This is a genomic window from Saccharibacillus sp. O23, assembly GCF_002205895.1.
Lineage (GTDB): Bacteria > Bacillota > Bacilli > Paenibacillales > Paenibacillaceae > Saccharibacillus.
Genome location: NZ_NJDE01000030.1, coordinates 19,858 through 37,527 on the forward strand (window position 1 = coordinate 19,858; position 17,670 = coordinate 37,527).

Annotated in this window: 14 protein-coding genes; 7 read left to right on the forward strand and 7 right to left on the reverse strand. The window is 58.8% G+C overall.

The genetic code is table 11. The features are described from left to right. Positions 1-176 precede the first annotated feature (176 nt). Positions 177-1,688: a cardiolipin synthase gene (gene cls / locus CDO73_RS24865; protein ID WP_088491194.1), complete on the reverse strand. Its 1,512-nt coding sequence runs from the start codon at positions 1,686-1,688 to the stop codon at positions 177-179. A gap of 193 nt (positions 1,689-1,881) precedes the next feature. On the opposite strand from cls, the gene CDO73_RS24870 reads away from it, so the two are divergent. The 5 genes from CDO73_RS24870 (at position 1,882) to CDO73_RS24890 (ending at position 7,675) form a co-directional block, all read left to right on the forward strand. After that, positions 1,882-2,463: a TetR/AcrR family transcriptional regulator gene (locus CDO73_RS24870; protein ID WP_088491195.1), complete on the forward strand. Its 582-nt coding sequence runs from the start codon at positions 1,882-1,884 to the stop codon at positions 2,461-2,463. A gap of 31 nt (positions 2,464-2,494) precedes the next feature. Continuing rightward, positions 2,495-2,878, forward strand: coding sequence for a DMT family transporter (locus CDO73_RS24875; RefSeq protein ID WP_088491196.1), 384 nt, complete (start codon positions 2,495-2,497; stop codon positions 2,876-2,878). A gap of 1 nt (position 2,879) precedes the next feature. After that, positions 2,880-3,194 (forward strand): DMT family transporter, encoded by a 315-nt coding sequence (locus CDO73_RS24880; RefSeq protein WP_088491197.1) that lies wholly within the window; start codon positions 2,880-2,882, stop codon positions 3,192-3,194. 114 nt (positions 3,195-3,308) lie between these two features. Beyond that, positions 3,309-4,259 (forward strand): TetR/AcrR family transcriptional regulator, encoded by a 951-nt coding sequence (locus CDO73_RS24885; protein WP_088491198.1) that lies wholly within the window; start codon positions 3,309-3,311, stop codon positions 4,257-4,259. 92 nt (positions 4,260-4,351) lie between these two features. Then, entirely contained in the window at positions 4,352-7,675 is a 3,324-nt protein-coding gene (locus CDO73_RS24890) for an efflux RND transporter permease subunit (RefSeq protein ID WP_088491199.1), read from the forward strand. 222 nt (positions 7,676-7,897) lie between these two features. Here the strand turns inward: CDO73_RS24890 and CDO73_RS24895 are convergent, their stop codons facing one another. Beyond that, the gene (locus CDO73_RS24895) at positions 7,898-8,566 is read right to left on the reverse strand and encodes a TorD/DmsD family molecular chaperone (protein ID WP_088491200.1); all 669 of its coding nucleotides are present in this window, start codon (positions 8,564-8,566) and stop codon (positions 7,898-7,900) included. Between the two features lie 453 nt (positions 8,567-9,019). Between CDO73_RS24895 and CDO73_RS24900 the strand changes: the two genes are divergently transcribed. Then, positions 9,020-10,258 (forward strand): MFS transporter, encoded by a 1,239-nt coding sequence (locus CDO73_RS24900; protein WP_256972844.1) that lies wholly within the window; start codon positions 9,020-9,022, stop codon positions 10,256-10,258. 166 nt (positions 10,259-10,424) lie between these two features. On the opposite strand, the gene CDO73_RS24905 is transcribed toward CDO73_RS24900, so the two are convergent. Together CDO73_RS24905 and CDO73_RS24910 are read right to left on the reverse strand one after the other, a co-directional pair. Continuing rightward, the gene (locus CDO73_RS24905; RefSeq protein WP_088491201.1) at positions 10,425-10,796 is read right to left on the reverse strand and encodes a KGG domain-containing protein; all 372 of its coding nucleotides are present in this window, start codon (positions 10,794-10,796) and stop codon (positions 10,425-10,427) included. Between the two features lie 250 nt (positions 10,797-11,046). Continuing rightward, entirely contained in the window at positions 11,047-12,750 is a 1,704-nt protein-coding gene (locus tag CDO73_RS24910) for a glutamine--tRNA ligase/YqeY domain fusion protein (RefSeq protein WP_088491218.1), read from the reverse strand. Between the two features lie 215 nt (positions 12,751-12,965). Between CDO73_RS24910 and CDO73_RS24915 the strand changes: the two genes are divergently transcribed. Then, the gene (locus tag CDO73_RS24915) at positions 12,966-13,523 is read left to right on the forward strand and encodes a GNAT family N-acetyltransferase (RefSeq protein ID WP_088491202.1); all 558 of its coding nucleotides are present in this window, start codon (positions 12,966-12,968) and stop codon (positions 13,521-13,523) included. Positions 13,524-13,586: 63 nt separating this feature from the next. On the opposite strand, the gene CDO73_RS24920 is transcribed toward CDO73_RS24915, so the two are convergent. From CDO73_RS24920 to CDO73_RS24930, 3 genes are all read right to left on the reverse strand, one after another. Then, positions 13,587-14,087 carry a GNAT family N-acetyltransferase gene (locus tag CDO73_RS24920; protein WP_088491203.1) on the reverse strand — a complete coding sequence of 167 codons (501 nt, stop codon included), beginning with the start codon at positions 14,085-14,087 and terminating at the stop codon, positions 13,587-13,589. 53 nt (positions 14,088-14,140) lie between these two features. After that, the gene (locus CDO73_RS24925; protein ID WP_088491204.1) at positions 14,141-15,364 is read right to left on the reverse strand and encodes an MFS transporter; all 1,224 of its coding nucleotides are present in this window, start codon (positions 15,362-15,364) and stop codon (positions 14,141-14,143) included. An 86-nt stretch (positions 15,365-15,450) separates the two neighbouring features. Beyond that, entirely contained in the window at positions 15,451-17,592 is a 2,142-nt protein-coding gene (locus CDO73_RS24930; protein ID WP_088491219.1) for a molybdopterin-containing oxidoreductase family protein, read from the reverse strand. Between the last annotated feature and the right edge of the window lie 78 nt (positions 17,593-17,670).

Consider the following 17,670-nt stretch of genomic DNA (forward strand, 5'->3'; position numbering starts at 1 on the left):
ATTTAAAATTTTAAAGTTTTGAGTCCACGATTCTATTTTAGACTACCATAGCTGTCCCCTCCCGACAAACGCTATCCGCCCCGAAAACTTAAATTTTTAACCGATTCGCGACCCGACGCCCAAAAAGCCAAGGCGCTCCTAAGGAGCGCCTTGACCGTCTTTGGGCCGCAAATGTCTCATAACAAAGGCGAAAGCAGCCGCGCGGCCGATTCCATGAACCGCACCGCCATGCGTTTGCTGCCGAATTCAGCCGGATCGATCATCGTCGTATTCAGCAGATCGCGTTCGAAGTCCGCCGCGATGCGCGCGACGCTGGCATTGTTCATGAGCAGCGCGTTGACTTCGAAATTGAGATGGAAGCTGCGCATATCCATGTTCGCGGTGCCGATGCTGGCCGTCTCCCCGTCCACGATCAGGAGCTTGGAATGCAGGAAGCCTTTTTCGTATTCGTAGATCTTCACGCCCGCGTCGAGCAGGATCGGGAAATACGAATGCGACGCCCAGAACGGCAGCTTCTTGTCCGGCTTGGCCGGGAACAGCAGCCTGACGTCGAGACCCGACAGCGCGGCCGTGCGCAGAGCGGTGAGAATGTCTTCGTCCGGAATGAAATACGGCGTGGCGATCCAGACCGACTTTTTGGCCGTCGTGATCATGGAGAAAAAGATATGTTTGAGCGCCCGGCGATCGTTATCGGGTCCGCTGGCGATGATCTGCACCGCTCCGAGCGACGGATCGGCTTTGCTTTTGCTTTGAAAATATCCCGGTCCGGTCGGCTGTTCGCCGGTCATATGCCGCCAGTCCCGCAGGAAAATCCGCTGCAGCGTGGCGACCGCTTCGCCTTCGATCCGCATATGCGTATCCCGCCAGAATCCGTACGTCTTGCTCCGGCTGAGGTATTCGTCCCCGACGTTCAACCCGCCGATAAAGCCGATGTTTTTGTCGATCACCACGATCTTGCGATGGTTGCGGTAGTTGACCCGGCTGGTGGCGAGCAGGAATTTGGTCGAGCCGAAGATCGCCACCTTGATTCCGGCATCGCGCATCTCGTCCAGAAATTTGCGCGGCAGTTGAATGCTGCCTACGGCATCCACCATGAAGCGCACTTCCAAGCCCGCTTTCGCTTTCTGGATCAGCAGCTGCTGAATCTGCGTGCCGATATCGTCCGCGCGGTAGATGTAATATTCCATATGGATATGATGCTTCGCTCCGCGCAGCGCTTCGAGCAGCTCGGAGAAGGTGCTGCCCCCGTTGGTCAGCACTGCCGTCGGGCTCGAATACGAGACCGGCATCAGCGACAACCGGCGCGACAGGCGCAGAATGCGCTGCTGTTCCTCGGTAAAATGCGCGGTATTCTCGATGCCCGCCAGCGTATCTTTCTCGCTCCATTTATAAATGCGGCGGTCCCATTCAGCTTTCTTGTCGTATTTGCGGCGGCGGAAATAATTCTGCCCGAACAGAAAATAGAAGATCAGGCCGACCACCGGCAGCAGTCCCAAGACCAGTATCCAAGACAACGTGCTCGACGGATTCCGATTGTCCATAAAGATCACGAAGGCGATCGAGATGACCGTCAGCGTGGAAAAGATGCTCATGACCGCGGCCGCGGTCGTTCCGAACAGATCGACGCCGAAATAATAAAACACGAACAGCAAAACGGCGAGCAGGAATACGATCAGCCCACGTCTCATTGTGCAATCCCCCATTTCTCGTGACGGTCATTACGTCTCCGGCCGCAATCGGTTTCATCGAAATCCCCGTTTCCGGCTCTTCGCAATCTTGATAACTGTCTTTACCCTTCCCGTTGACAGGACGAATCCGGTGTGATATTTTTCTACCTAACGACCGTTAGTTTGTTTTCTTCGGAAAAAAGGAGGATTTCGCATGACCCGCAAGCCCGTCATCGAAGATATCGCGCTCGGTTTGTTCGCCAGCGAAGGGTTCGAAGGCGCTTCGCTCGGCCGGATCGCCGAAGCCGTCGGAATCCGCAAACCTTCGATCTATGCCCATTTCCGCAGCAAAGAAGACTTGTTCCTGTGCGTATTCGATCGGGCGCTTCGACGCAAACGGCGCGATTGGTTCCGCTATGCGCTTCAAGGAGCGGAGCTTCCGCTCGAACAGAATCTGCATCGGCTGACGGAACGTCTGCTGGACGATTACGAATCGGATACGGAGACCCGTTTCCTTCTGCGCATGTGCTACTTCCCGCCGAGTTCGCTGCACGACGACGTGATGAATCGGGTCGTGCCGTTCTTCGAACAAGCCGAGCAGGGATTGAAGCAGCTATTGGAGAGACCGGCGCACGCCGCCCGGCTGCATCCCGGCGGCGCGCCGGATGCGGCGCTGGCTTACGTGACCGTGCTGGACGGCATCATGGCCGAAGCCATCTACGGCGACCGGGCAAGAGCGGAGCGGCGTCTCAAAGCCATGTGGCCGATCTACTGCCGCGGCATATTGAAAACTTGAGTTTATCGAGAAAGCAAGGAGAGTGGACACCATGAGCCGCGCCAATCGCGGATGGACCTATGTATTGATCGGAGGATTGTTCGAAGTGGCCTGGGTATCCGGGTTGAAACACTCCTCGAACCTGTGGGAATGGCTGCTGACGATCGTCGGCATCGCCGCCAGCTTCTGGCTGATGATCAACGCTTCGAAAGTGCTGCCGATCGGCAGCGTATACGCCGTGTTTACCGGACTGGGCACGGCGGGCACCGTCGTGGCGGAGACGCTGATCTTCGGCGAACCGTTCAGTCTCGCCAAGACGCTGCTGATTCTGCTGCTGCTCTCCGGCGTGGTCGGCCTCAAGCTCGTCACCGACTCGCCGAAAGAAGAACAAGCCGGCTCGGCGGAAGTCCGCGCCGGCGGAAAGGGGGCGGTCTGATATGGCATGGATCGCTCTGCTGCTCGCCGGATGCTGCGAAGTCTCGGGCGTCATCGGACTGAAGCAGGTCTCTCTTCGCAAAGGCGTACCGGCTTATCTGCTGCTGATCGCTTCGTTCGCCGGCAGCTTCTCGCTGCTGACCTTCGCCATGCAGCATGTCGCCATGGGCACGGCGTACGCGATCTGGACCGGCATCGGCACGGTCGGCGGCGCGCTGGTCGGCATGTTCCTGTACGGCGAACCGAAGGAAGCGCGGCGGATTTTGTTCATCGCGATGATTCTATCGGCCGCGGTCGGTTTGAAACTGATCTCGTGAAACGCCGCTCTCGACTTTCGGCAAAGTTGAGAGCGGCGTTTTTTTGGTTTATACTATTTTCGACTAGAGAGTCGATCGTAGAACCGTACAGTCAGAAAAGGAGGCGCAACCCGTTTGACCGACCGATCCGCAGAGCGCAAACAGACCATTTTCACCGTCGCCCTTTCCTTGTTTTCCGAACGGGGAATCAAAGCGACATCCATGCAGGACATCGCGGAGCGCTGCGGTTTCTCCAAAGGAACGCTTTATCAGCATTTTCGCTCCAAGGAAGAATTGATCCGCTCTATCCACGAATACGCGCTCGCCACGCTTCAGCAGAAGTTGGAATCCGCGGCGTCGCAGGACCGAAGCGCCCGCGAGACCTTCGTGGCCCAGATCGAGGTGCTGCTCCATTCGCTTATCGAATTCAAGACGTTCATGGTGATGCAGATCCGCGAACAGGAGTTTACGGGCATCGGCGACGGGCTGCGCAAGCAGCAGGCGGCCGGCGCCTGCGCGCCCGAACGCCACCCGCTGCTGACTACCGCTTTCGTTCAAGTACGCCGCAGCCTGATCGGCATCTACGGCCCGGAGATCGACGCGTATTCCGGCGACCTGTTCATCTTGATCAGCGGCTTGACCTTCTCTTACCTCCAATTGGCCGACGATTGGGGCATGCCGGAGATTCCGATTCCCCAGTCGCTTCGTCATCTGGAACGCATGGTCGACGCCGCCGTCGAACGTCTGCTTCAATCGAATCCGGAACCTCTGATCGCTCCGGCGCTGTGGGCGGGCTGGATCGAAGAAACGCAGGCTCCGGGCGACTCCGGCGCCGCCAAACGGCCGTTCATTCTGATCCGCCAGATGCGGGATACGCTGGCTTGGAGCCCGCTGCTGCGCGCCGAGCGCGAAGAGACGATGCAGACCTTGGACGTGCTGGAAGCCGAACTGAACGAAGAATATCCCCGACGCGCCGTCGTCAAAGGGATGCTTGCCAACCTGCGCGAAGTTCATTCGCTGCACGGCGCGCTGGAACAGTTGGAGCCGATCCTGCTGTATCGCCTGGACGAACAGGCCGCTTTTTGAAGCTCGAACGCGTTCTTAGAAACCGTTCGGCATAGAGATGCCCGACCGACGGGCGCAATCCATTAACAGGTAAGAGGAGTGGAGAATTTTTTATGAAAAGTATCATCGGCTTCTCCTTGAGGAACAAGCTTGCCATCTGGTTTCTCACCGTCGTCGTGGCGGCCGCCGGCGCTTACGCCGGTTTGACCATGAAACAAGAAACGATTCCGAACATCAACGTGCCGTTCCTCAACATCACCGCCGTCGATCCGGGAGCCGCTCCGGAGACGGTCATGAACGAGCTGACCGTTCCGCTGGAACAGATGCTCCGCAACGTCGACGGCGTCAAGAACGTCACGTCGTCTTCGATGGAAAATGCCGCTTCGGTCGCCGTCGAATTCGATTACGGCGCCAATCTGGACGAAGCGACCGCGCAGATCCGCGAAGGACTGAACCGCATCACGCTGCCCGACGGCGTGGAACGGCCGCAGATCACCCGTTTCAGCCTCAACTCGTTCCCGGTCGTCTCGCTGAGCGCGACCGCCGAAGAAGGCGGCGACGATCTGGAAAAGCTCTCGCGCGTCGCGCAGGAGCAGGTCGTGCCGGAGCTGGAGAAGATCTCCGGCATCGCTTCCGTACAGCTGTCGGGCCAATACGTCCGCGAAGTGCAGCTCAAGTTCGATCAGAAGAAAATGGCCGAGCTCGGCTTGACGCAGGAAACGGTGCAAAACATCGTCAACGCCTCCGCCGTGCGCGCGCCGCTCGGACTGTTCACGCTTGACGATTCGCAATCGGCCGTCGTGGTCGACGGCGGCGTGACCACGCTCGACGACTTGAAGGCGCTGGAGATTCCGGTGACGCCGGCTTCGGCGCAGCCGCAATCGGGCGGAGCCGCGGGCAGCGCCGGAGATTCCGGCGGCGCTCAAGGACAGACGCCGGGCGCGCCGAGCACGGGCGCGGACGGCGCGGGAACCGCGAGCGGCCCCGATGCCGCGCTCGAGGGCGAAGCCCAGCAGGGCGCCGAAGCCGCGGCCGCGGAAGAAGCGGGCGCGAACGCCGCGCTCGAAGGGCAAGCCCAGCAGGGCGCCGCGGCGGCCGCAGCGGCCGGGCTGCCGACCGTCAAGCTGAGCGAGATCGCTCAGATCGACGTGGCAGGCAGCTCCGAGTCCGTTTCCCGGACCAACGGCCGGGAGTCGATCGGGATTCAGATCGTCAAGACCAACGACGCCAACACCGTGGACGTCGTCAACGCGGTCAAAGACCGCATCGCCGATCTGGAAAGCCAATATTCCGGTCTGAATCTGACCGTCATGCTCGACCAAGGCAAGCCGATCGAAGACTCGGTCCGCACCATGCTGGAAAAAGCGGCGTTCGGCGCGCTCTTCGCCGTGCTGATCATCCTGCTGTTCCTGCGCGATATCCGCTCGACGATCATCTCGATCCTGTCGATCCCGCTGTCGCTCTTGATCGCGCTGCTGCTGCTCAAGCAGGTGGGCGTCACGCTCAACATGATGACCCTCGGCGCGATGACCGTCGCGATCGGCCGGGTCGTCGACGACTCGATCGTCGTCATCGAGAATATCTACCGGCGCCTGACGCTCGGCACCGAGAAGCTGCGCGGCCGCCAGTTGATCAGCGCCGCCACGCGCGAGATGTTCCTGCCGATCATGTCGTCCACGATCGTCACGCTCGCCGTGTTCGTGCCGCTCGCTTTCGTCAGCGGCATGGTCGGCGAACTGTTCATGCCGTTCGCGCTCACGATGGTATTCGCGCTGCTGGCTTCGCTGCTGATCGCGATCACGTTGGTGCCGATGCTCGCGCATACGCTGTTCCGCGGCGGCATCAAGAAGAAGCAATCCCACGACAAGCCGGGCCGCATGGCCGAAGGCTACAAACGCATTTTGAACTGGTCGCTGTCCCATAAGCTGATCACGTTCCTGATCGCGGTCGTGCTGCTGGTCGGCAGTTTGTTCACGCTGCCTTACGTCGGCACGAGCTTCCTGCCTTCGCAGGAAGACAAGACGTTCACCTTCACGTACGCGCCGGAAGCCGGAGCGACCGACGAGCAGGCGCAAGAGCGCATGCTCGAAGCGGAGAAATACGTGCGCAGCGTGCCGCATCTGACGAACATGCAGTATTCGATCGGCGGCGCAAGCCCGCTGGGCTTCGGTTCGTCGAACTCGGCGCTGTTCTATACGGAATTCGAGAGCGATACGCCGAACTTCGACAAGGTCAAAGAAGACTTGATCGCGGGGCTCAAAGAGCGCGTCAAAGAAGGCGAATGGAGCCAGATGGATATCGGCGGCGGCGGACTCGGCGGCAGCCAATTGAGCGTCAGCGTCTACGGCGACAGCACCGACGATCTCAAGCCGGTATCCGACGAGATCCTGAAGCTGATTCAAGAAGATCCGAACTTCGAGAAAGCCGAAAGCAATCTGGAAGAAGGCTACGCGCAGTATACGCTGGTCGCGGATCAGCAGAAACTCAGCTCTTACGGCCTGACGGCCGGACAGATCGCGATGACGCTCGCGCCGGTCACTCAGCGTCCGGTCTTGACCAAAGTCGATATCGAAGGGCAGAAATACAATGTTTACATCGAAGCCGACAGCAAGACGTTCAAGACGCTCTCGGACATCGAGAAGACCGAATTGACGTCCCCGCTCGGCATCCAAGTGCCGATCAGCGACGTGGTCGAGGTGCAGGACGGCATCTCGCCGGAAACGATCACCCGCTCGGACGGCAAGACCGTCGCCCAATTGTCGGCCGACATCGTCGCTTCCGACGTGGGCGGCGCTTCGACCGCGCTGGAAAACAAGATCAAAGAAATGGATCTGCCGGACGGCATCACCGTCGAATTCGGCGGCGTGACCGAGCAGATCAACGATACCTTCTCGCAGCTCGGTCTGGCCATGCTGGCCGCGATCGCGATCGTCTACTTCGTGCTGGTGGTCACCTTCGGCGGCGGACTCGCACCGTTCGCGATCTTGTTCTCGCTGCCGTTCATCGTGATCGGCGCGCTGATCGGTCTGTTGATCGGCGGGGAAACGCTGAACGTCTCCGCGCTGATGGGCGTGCTGATGCTGATCGGGATCGTGGTCACGAACGCGATCGTCCTGATCGACCGCGTCATTCACAAAGAACGCGAAGGCATGTCCACTCGCGAAGCGCTGCTCGAAGCCGGTTCGACCCGTCTGCGCCCGATCCTGATGACGGCGCTGGCGACGATCGGCGCTCTTATTCCGCTCGTCGCGGGTTGGGAAGGCGGCGCGGGCATCATCTCCAAAGGCCTCGGCATCACCGTCATCGGCGGCTTGATCAGCTCCACGCTGCTCACGCTCGTAATCGTGCCGGTGGTGTACGAATTCCTGATGAAGATCAGCTCCAAGTCCCGCGCGCGGCGCGCGGAGCTGGAGAAGCTCGAAACTCCGCTGGAGTAGGCAAGCGGCAGAGGACGGGGTTCTTCACCCGTCCTCTTTTCGCTGCTGTATATAATAGAAAAAGACCGTCTGCGACGGCTTCCTTGCGGGAAGCCTGTACAGGCGGTCTTTTATTTATCGTGCTCGAATCCGAATCCTTTCCTTAGGCTTCCGGATTTCGTCGATCGCCGCTATCCCCAAAGCTAGGATCGCCCCTATTGCTCTCGAGCGGCCCGGCGCCTCTTACTTCGAGCTCTGTCCGTCCAACCAAGCCTGATCGCAAGCGATCAATTCTTCCATCAGCGCGCAGAGGCTCGAATACAAAGGGCTGTCGGTTTGTTTACGCAGTTCGGCGCAGAAAGGCGGAACCCACGTCTGCATATGGCGCTTAACGAAGCCCGCCTGCGCGCGGACCAGCGCTTCGCATTCGGCTCGGGAACGTACGCCTTGCTCGGTCAGGCGCTCGGCCAATACCGCCATGAATTCCAATTCCACGCTCAGCTCGTCGTCTTTCTCGCCGGCGGTCTTATTCAAGATTACGCCCGCGCGGTCGTACTCCGCGCTGGCGCGCACGGCCGAGAGTTCGGCTTCGCAATCGGCGTACCAAGCTTCGCGCAGCGGGACGATCGCTTGTCCGCGTTCGAGCAGCCGATCGTATTCGCGCGTTTCGTTTTTGCAGAACGCCGCCAGCGAAGCCGTATCCGGCTCCGAGATCACGGCTTTGAAACGATCGAAAGCTTCGCGCGGCCATTCGATTCGTTGCAGTTTGCTGCGCCATTTCATGACCAAATGCACGCTGGGTCTATAAATAATAAAATCGCTCAGCAGTTGATACATCATCCACCGCGTGTGCGTCCAATCGTTCTCTTCCCGGGCGGCCGCTCCGGTCTTCTCCATCATTGCGCTAGTCATCAGCGTCAACCTCCTTACGGAAATGAGCGCCCGGTGCGTTCCCGATCTGAACGAGCGTAGGAATCCGGCCGCCGAAAGTGATCAAAGGTATCGTAAATCCGAATGTTCGCATTGTGCACGCTTACACTTTCAATTATAATCGCAATTTGAAACAGCTCACCCTTCTTGATGTGACAAATCGGTAGCAGTTCCGGAAAATAAGCAAAGCTTCCTGCCGCAAGCCGCATAAAAAAGGCTTTTTTCCTGCTTGTCCGCCTTTGTTTCATTAACGCTGTGCATTATTTTGTTGTAATCTGTCTTGGGAAGGACTATATTGTCGATTGAGGACCCTGCTGTCCGACTCGGGCCCTTCATCAAAGCTGACATGAAATGAAAGCCCTTACTTAAAGCTGACGACCGGCCGTTTTTCCATATCCGCTTATTATCCGATTTTCTGCAAGGAGAGTGCTCGACGTGCCTGACGACCAATCGAACCATCCTCACCCCGCAAACTCCGCGAGATCGCCTTTTTTTATGCTCAAAGCCTTCAACTTCTTCCTGTACGGAGCGATTGCCGTTTTCGCCAGTTTCTTTCCGCTGTACCTTCAGGATGCAGGCATGAGCAAGCTCGAGATCGGTACGCTGATGGCTATCGGGCCTTTCGTGTCGCTGATCGCCAACCCGTTCTGGGGGTATCTGGTCGACCGGACCGAGAATACGCGGCGTACTTTGATGTTTATGCTGCTCGGTACGCTGGTATTGGCGCAGTTCGTTTTTCAGGTTCATTCGTATGCCATGATCTATCTGGCGATGATCGCTTTCTTCTTTTTCCAGAGTCCGGTATTCGCGCAGAGCAACACGCTGATTCTCGGCTATATCGACGGAACGCCTCGCAAATTCGGCGCTTTCCGCTTATGGGGTTCGCTCGGATGGGCGCTGACGGCGGCCGCGGCCGGCTTTGTCATCGATCGGGCGGGGACGTCCACCGGCATGCCGTGGCTGTTCACCGGCCTGCTCGCGTTGGCGCTGCTGTCCGCGATCGTCCTGCCTTCGCTGCGCCGGGCGGCCGATACGACGACGATCACGCCTCCGGGGGGATTCCGCCGCGTGCTCGCCAATCCCACTTTCGCGGCGTTCCTGCTGCTCGGCGTATTCGTGTCGATCCCGAACGCGATGAACGGCACCTTCATGACGCTGTACATCACCGATCTCGGCGGCTCACGCGAACTGGTCGGTTGGGCGGTATTCTCGGCGTCCGCGCTCGAAGCGATCTTTTTCTTGATCTTCGACCGTTTCTTCCGGCGCAAACTCGGCTTCATGATGATCTGCCTGACGACCGTAAGCGTATTGTTCGCGGTGCGCTGGTACATGATGTCGGCGGTCATGAACCCGATGCATATCGTCTATATCCAAATGCTGCACAGCGTCACGTATGCCGGTTATTTCTACGTGGGCACGCATATGACCAGCATGTTCGTGCCGAGCGCTTACCGCGGCACGGGCCAAGCGCTCTTTACGCTTTCTTGGAGCGGCATATCCGGGATCGTGGCGGGCATCTTGGGCGGCTGGATGTTCGATAATTTCGGCGCTCCGATGATGTACCAGAGCGGAACCGTCTTGTCGATCATGGGAGCGGTCGGCTTCGCCGCGATGGGCTATACCTTATATCGGGGCGGCTACCATGCGCCTCGGGTTGCGGCACCGGGCAAATAGCCCGACTCCGCCTAACCGAAAAAGAACCCCTGCTGCTCCGGACTTGACCGGAATCGCTAGGGGTTCTTGCTTTTTTCGTCGAGACTCGCGCTCGTCTATTCGCGTAAATCCGCAGAACGGTTCGTCTGTCCGAGACGCTCTGCTTCGTGCTTGGCTTTCGTGAAAATCAGTCGTTATCGCGTTGACGGGATCTGGCTTCTCCGCCTTTGCGTCCGGCTTCTTCGCGGCTCATCTTGCCGTCGTTGTCGTCGCTCGAATCGCCGGAATTGCTCCGCGCCTTGCCGCCTTCGCTGCCGATTTCCTGATAGAATTCTTTGTCGTGGGAAGCCGAAGTCGCGTCTCCGCCTTTTTTGCCGATTTCCTTGTAGAAGTCGGAATCCTGCGAATTTTTGGTCGCTTCTCCGCCCTTCTGGCCGATCTCCTGATAAAAATCGCGGTCGTGATTGTTCGATGTCGCTTCTCCGCCCATTCTTCCCGCTTCCTCGCGCGTCATTTTGCCGTCGTTGTCGTTACGGTTGTCTTGGTTGTTGCGTGCCATTCTTAATCACTCCTCATGATGTTTGTGTGGTGCTTCATGGTGCGACATCCTTACTTTAACCGGGGTTTTTTTGAAATAAACACCCTCATGTCAGATTTACGAAAAGGAGATTTCCGGGCTGTTCGACAAACGCGATAAGCCTGCGGATCGAAGCATGCCGCTGAGCACGAAAAATAAAAAAGCCTTCTTCCCTGCTCGGGAAGAAGGCTGCTTGCCTCGCCGCGTATAACCGAACGCCGCGAAACGGCATTTATTTTTTCGGCAGCTTGAACGAGCTTTTCATCGAAACGATCTGGCCGAATACCGGCTTGCCCGGTTCCAACAGCTTCGGATCGACGTTGAAATACCCGTGACGGAAAAATTGGAATTTGTCCTGCGGCTGCGCGTCTTTGAGCTGAGGCTCGACGAACCCGTGCAGGATTTCCAGCGAATTTTTGTTGACCTTTTTCAAGAAATCGTCCACTTCGTTCGCCGATACGTCTTCGGTCTCGTCCGTCGCCAGTTCTTCGGATTCCTCGTCTTCGCCGAGCAGCGGCTCGTAGAGACGGAATTCAGCCGGAACAGCTGCCGAAGCGTCGACCCAGTGGATCGTCCCTTTGACTTTGCGGGCGTTGAAGTCGCTGCCGCTTTTCGTCTCCACGTCGTAGGTGCAGTGGATTTCGACCACGTTGCCGTTCTCGTCTTTGACGAAGTCATGGCATTTGATGAAATAAGCGTGCTTCAAGCGCACTTCGTTGCCCGGGAACAGGCGGAAGTATTTGCTCGGCGGCTCTTCCATGAAGTCGTCCTGCTCGATATAGATCTCGCGCGAGAACGGGATTTGGCGAATGCCCATCTCTTCGTTCTCCGTATTGTTTTCGGCCGGCAGCAGCTCGCTTTCGCCTTCCGGATAATTCGTGATGACGACCTTCAGCGGGCGCAGAATCGCCATCGTGCGCGGCGCTTTGAGCTTCAGGTCTTCGCGCACGAAATGTTCCAACGTCTGAATATCGACCAGACCTTGACTGCGCGAGATGCCGGTTTCGTAGATAAACGCTTTGATCGCTTCCGGCGTATAACCGCGGCGGCGCATTCCCGAGACCGTCGGCATGCGCGGATCGTCCCAGCCGTCGACCAGATTTTCTTCGACCAGTTTGCGCAGTTTGCGTTTGCTGGTGACCATCGTGCTGACGTTCAGACGGCCGAATTCGTACTGATGCGGCTGCGCCTCCATCTCGCACTCGCGAACGACCCAGTCGTAGAACGGGCGTTGGTCTTCGAACTCCAGCGAGCAGAGGGAATGGGTTACGCCTTCGATGGCGTCTTCGAGCGGATGCGCGAACGTGTACATCGGGTAGATGCACCATTTGTCGCCCGTGTTATGATGCGTCGTATGCGAGATGCGGTAGATGACCGGATCGCGCAGGTTGATGTTCGGCGACGCCATGTCGATCTTCGCGCGCAGCACGCGTTCGCCGTTCTTGAACTCGCCGTTTCTCATGCGCGTGAACAGATCCAGATTCTCTTCGACGGAACGATCGCGGAACGGACTGTTTTTGCCCGGTTCGGTCAGCGTGCCGCGGTTCTCGCGGATCTCGTCGGCCGATTGGTCGTCGACGTACGCCAAGCCTTTTTTGATCAACAGGACGGCGCGTTCGTACATTTCGTCGAAATAGTCCGAAGCGTAATATTGAGCGTCCCATTCGAAACCGAGCCATTTGATGTCTTCCTTGATCGAATTGACGTATTCCACGTCTTCTTTGACCGGGTTCGTGTCGTCGAAACGCAGATTGGTGCGTCCGCCGAACTCGTCGGCCAACGCGAAATCGATAAAGATCGCGCGTACGTGGCCGATATGCATATAACCGTTCGGCTCGGGCGGAAACCGCGTGACGATTTCTTTGACTTTGCCGCTTTTGAGATCTTCTTCGATGATGCTTTTAATGAAATTCGGTGGGGTTTTCGCGTTCTCCACGATGATCAACCTTTCGTTATTCCTGATTTCTGTAACCTTCTTCCGGCGCGTCGTTCCCTGCAAGGTTTCTGCATTTTAATATAACGCAAACCGGCGCGCCCGTTCAATAAAAACGCCCGCTTTCGCCGATTCGTCAGTCTCGGCCGTTTTTGACGGACCGCGCGCGATCGAGTAGCATAATGGCATAATCCGCCCAGAAAAGGAGCCGATGCCGCATGTTTGTTCTGCCTTTAAAAGAATCCGTATTCCTGAAGCCGCTGCGCGTCGGACATGCCCGGGAACTGTTCGAGCTGGTCGACGGCTCCCGCAGCACGCTTCAGCCGTGGCTGCCGTGGATCGGGCAAATGCAAGAAATCGAAGACGCGGAAATGTTTATCGCCAATACCGTCCGGCTCTATGCGGATCACGACGCCGTAACGGCCGGTCTCTGGGAAGGGGAACGTCTGACCGGCGTGATCGGCTTCCACGAGATCAACTGGCGCAGCCTCTCGACCCAGATCGGCTACTGGCTCGGGTCCGATTTCGAAGGTCGGGGACTGATGACGCTCGCCGCGCGCGCTTTCGTCGACCACGCGTTCGTCGAACTCGGACTGCACCGGATGGAGATCCGCTGCGCGACGCACAACAGCCGCAGCCGAGGCGTGCCCGAACGTCTGGGCTTCCTGCTCGAAGGCGTGCTGCGGCAAGCCGAAAGACTGGACGACGGCTACGTCGACCACGCCGTCTACGGTTTGTTGGCCGAAGAGTGGAGCGCGAAGAGACCTTTGCTCTGACCGGCTCGCGTCGCGGTTCAAGACCGCGTCCATTGTGCCGCGAAGCCCGGAGATTTCCGGGCTTCAGAGCAGCCAGCAGCCCATCAGGATATCGTCGACGTACCGGCCGTCGATCTGATATTCCCGTTCGAGACGGCCTTCGACGACGAATCCGCAGCGCAGGTAGAACTGCACCGCGCGTTCGTTGGTCGAGAGCACCCGCAGCCGCAGCTTCTTGATGCCGCGATGCCGGGTATGGATCTTGGCCGCTTCGATCAATCGCCGGCCGATGCCGTAACCCTGATAAGACGGGTGTACCGCGATGTACAGCTCCGTAACGTGCGCGTTGCTGAACATCAACGTAGGCGGACGCCAGCCGACGCAGCCGACTACGCCGCCGTCCCACTCGGCGACCAATTGATTCTCCGGCGGGCAGTTGCGCAGATAATGCGTACGCGATTTCCAGACCGGAATCTGCGGCGAGTTGCGCGAATTCCAGACCAGCTTATCGATCCGCATGAGCGGCTTGGCATCTTTGACCTGCGATTCCCGAATCGTGATTTCGCCTTCTTGTATCCGCTTCATCCCTGCTCCTCCTCCGAATGAGCCGAACGCCTTCCCCTATCCGGCGCCCGTCTTTAAGCCTTCCGAATATGCCCTTTCCTATCGGCAGCGCAGCGCTGGAGCCGATGGTTCCATACGAAGAACCCGCACGACAGAACGGCCGAAACGACCGCCGACCACGCGACCGGCTCAAGTCCTCCCCGGTCATACAGGATGCCCATGATATAAGGACCGATCACGCGCCCGGCCTGCGCGATCCCGCCGGATACGCCCAGATAGAACGGCGCGTCCGCTTGGGTACGTTCGGAGATGAACGCGGGCATGGCGGGCTGGAACAGCATCTCTCCGATCGTCGCCAGAAACATCGCGAGCACCATCGCCCAATAATGCGGAACCAGCAGGATGATCGCGTAGCCCGACAGATAGAACAAGCTGCCGGCCGTCATCTGACTTTCCGGCAGAGCGGCGAAGCTGCGTTTGATCCAAGAAATGAGCGGCTGCAAAGCGAAGATCAGCACGCCGTTCATCGTCCATAGGATGCTGTAATGCGAAGCGGGCCGGCCTTCCGACAGAATCGACGGCGAAACGCCGCCGTTCCAGATGCAGTTGCCGAGCCACAGAAACAGCGCGCCCAACCCCATATACAGATAGACGCGCGTATTCACGAGAAGAGGCAGCGCCTTGCTCTCGCGTTTCACCGTCCGGGTCTGCACGTGCAGCCCGCCTTCTTGACGATCGATCCGATTCAGATAAACGAAGAAATATCCCGCGAACAGCAAGCAGGTGACGCCGTTCAGCACGAACGTCAGCGGAAAGGAGATCTCCGCAAGCGGACCGCTGAGCGCCGTACCGAGCGCTACGCCGATATTATTGCCTACGTAAATCGTATTGAAGATCTCGCCCCGGCGCGAAGAGAAGCGAAAGCCGACGAATCCTTGAATCGCCGGAAGCGTCATGGCGTTGCTGAAGCCGGTAACGAGCATGGCGAGCATGTACAGCGGCCAATGGGCGCTGACGATCGGCAGCGCGAACAGCGCCAGCGCGTTGACCAGCAGCGAACCGACCAGCAGGTTCTTGACGCCGATCCGGTGGTACATCGCGCCGCCGACGAGCTGCCCGGCGATGCCGCCGAGCGATTGCAGCAGGATCACCAGTCCGGCGTCCTGCATGCTGCGGCCCAGCTCGCCGAATACGTACATCGTGGTCAGCGGCCACATCAGCGCGCTGCCGGTGGAATTGATCAAGCTGGCCAGCAGCAGCGCTTGAATTTCTCTGGGGTATCGTCGAAGCCCGTTCATGAAAGTCCGTTATCCTCTCTCTGCTGCCCGCGCCGGGACGATCGAAGCCGCTTCGAGCGCAGCCGACCGTCGGACGAGCGGGAAATCTATTGCTTTCTCACCTGCGGTGCGGCTTCCGCGAGGCGTACTTCGACCGTCGTCGAGAAGAACGTCGCCCCGCCGCCCATGTCCGCGAGGCGCGAAGAGGTCAACGCGTTCGCCAATCCGCGGCGCTGCCGTCCTCCCGGCGTCTCCGGCGGCAAACTGCCGGAATCCCCGTTCGGGCCGCTCCACCATAAGCCTTGACTGATCACCGTTCCCGGCAGCATCGCTTCCGTAACCGACGCTTTCAGCGCATAGACGCCTCGGTCGTTATAGGCTTCGACGAGCTGCCCGTCCTCGATTCGGCGCGCCGCCGCATCCTCCGGATGAATCTGGAGCAGCGGTTCCTTCTCCATCGAGCGGTGCTTCGCCACGTTGGCGAACGAAGAATTCAGGAAATTGTGGTTCGGCGGACTGATGAACATCAGCGGATAAGCGGAAATCGCTTCGCGTTCGCCGCGGTTCTCTCCGTCGTAGCCTTCCTTCAGCGGCATATAAGTCGGCAGCGGCGGCAGGCCGATCGCCTTAAGCTGCTCCGAATACAATTCGATTTTGCCCGAAGGCGTCTTCAAACGATCCAGATACCCTTTCTTGGGCGACATGTCGAGCGGGACGAACCGTTCTTCGCGAAGCCGTTCCAACGTTACCCCGTTCAGGTACGGGTTATCCGGATAATCGAGAGCCGCCCGGACGACGGCCGATTCTTCTTCCCGGAACGCCTCTTCTTCGAAGCCCATCGCTCGAGCGAGCAGCTTGAACAATTCGAAGTTGCTTTTGCTCTCGCCCGCGGCTTCGATAACCGGCTCCTGAAGCTGCACGTAATGATGCCAATACGACGTGTACAGATCGGTATTTTCGAAGCTCGACGATGCCGGCAGAACGATGTCCGCGTATTTCGCCGTATCGGTCAGGAACAGCTCGTGCACGACCGTGAAGAGGTCTTCGCACATCAAGCCTTCGCGCACGCGCTGCGCGTCCGGCGCGACGACGGCCGGATTGCTGCCGTAGACGAACAGCGCCCGAATCTTCGGTTCCAGCGTCAGCAGCGCGTCGGCCAGCTTGTTCATATTGATCGTTCGCGCTCGCGGTTCGGCTCGCAGATCCGGGCGCTGAAGCGCCTCGTCGTTAAGCGAGGCGTACGCGCTGTTGGACTTGAACGCGCCTCCGCCGCGCATCCACTGGCCCGTCAACGCCGGCAGGCAAGCGATCGTGCGCACGGCCATGCCGCCGTTATCGTGATGCTGAAGCCCGTTGCCGATATGGATATGGCTCGGCGAAGCTTCGCCATACATTTCCGCCAGCCGCGCGATATCGGCCGCAGGCACGCCCGTGATGCGCGATACGCGCTCCGGCGTGTACGCTTTGACATGTTCGCGCAGTTCTTCGTGTCCCAGCGTATAACGGCGCAGGAACGCTTCGTCGACCAGGCCGCGCTCGAACAATACGTGCATCATTCCGAGCGCCAGCGCCGAGTCCGTGCCGGGATGCAGCGGAACGAACCGGTCGGCTCGGCGGCCGGTCAGATTCTTGTGCACGTCGATCACGACGACCTTCGCTCCGTTCTTCCGCGCTTGTTCCATCCATACCGCCTGATGCATGGCGGTGCTGACGATATTCCCGCCCCAGACGATAAAAAGCTTCGCGTTCAGCGTGTCTTCGGGACTCGCGCCTCCGCCGAAGCCCATCGTATATTTCCAACCGGCGCTGCCCGCCGACTGGCAGATCGTGTAATCCAGTTTGGAAGCGCCCAGCCGGCCGAAGAAACGACGGTCCATGCTTTCGGCGTTCAGCACGCCCATATTGCCGTAGAAACTGTACGGCAGGATGCTCTCGGGTCCGTGCTCGGCGGACAACGATCCGAATTTCTCCGCGATTTCCGAAATCGCTTCAGCCCAAGACATGCGGACGAACTGCCCCGAACCCTTCGGGCCGGAGCGCTTCATCGGATAGAGCAGACGGTCCGGGTGATGCACCCGTTCGGCCATATTGCGGACTTTGTTGCAGATGGCTCCCCGCGTGACGGGATGGTCGGGATTCCCGGTCACCTTGACGATCTTGCCGTTCTCCTTATGCAGCAGCAGGCCGCAGGTATCCGGGCAATCGAGCGGACAGACCGCGGGAAACACGCCGTTCGGCTGTTCGGTCATAGACATGAAAGGCGGCTCCTTTCGAGAATCGGATCTCGAATCGAACTTCGGTCGAATCCGATAGGTTTTCAGGATTTT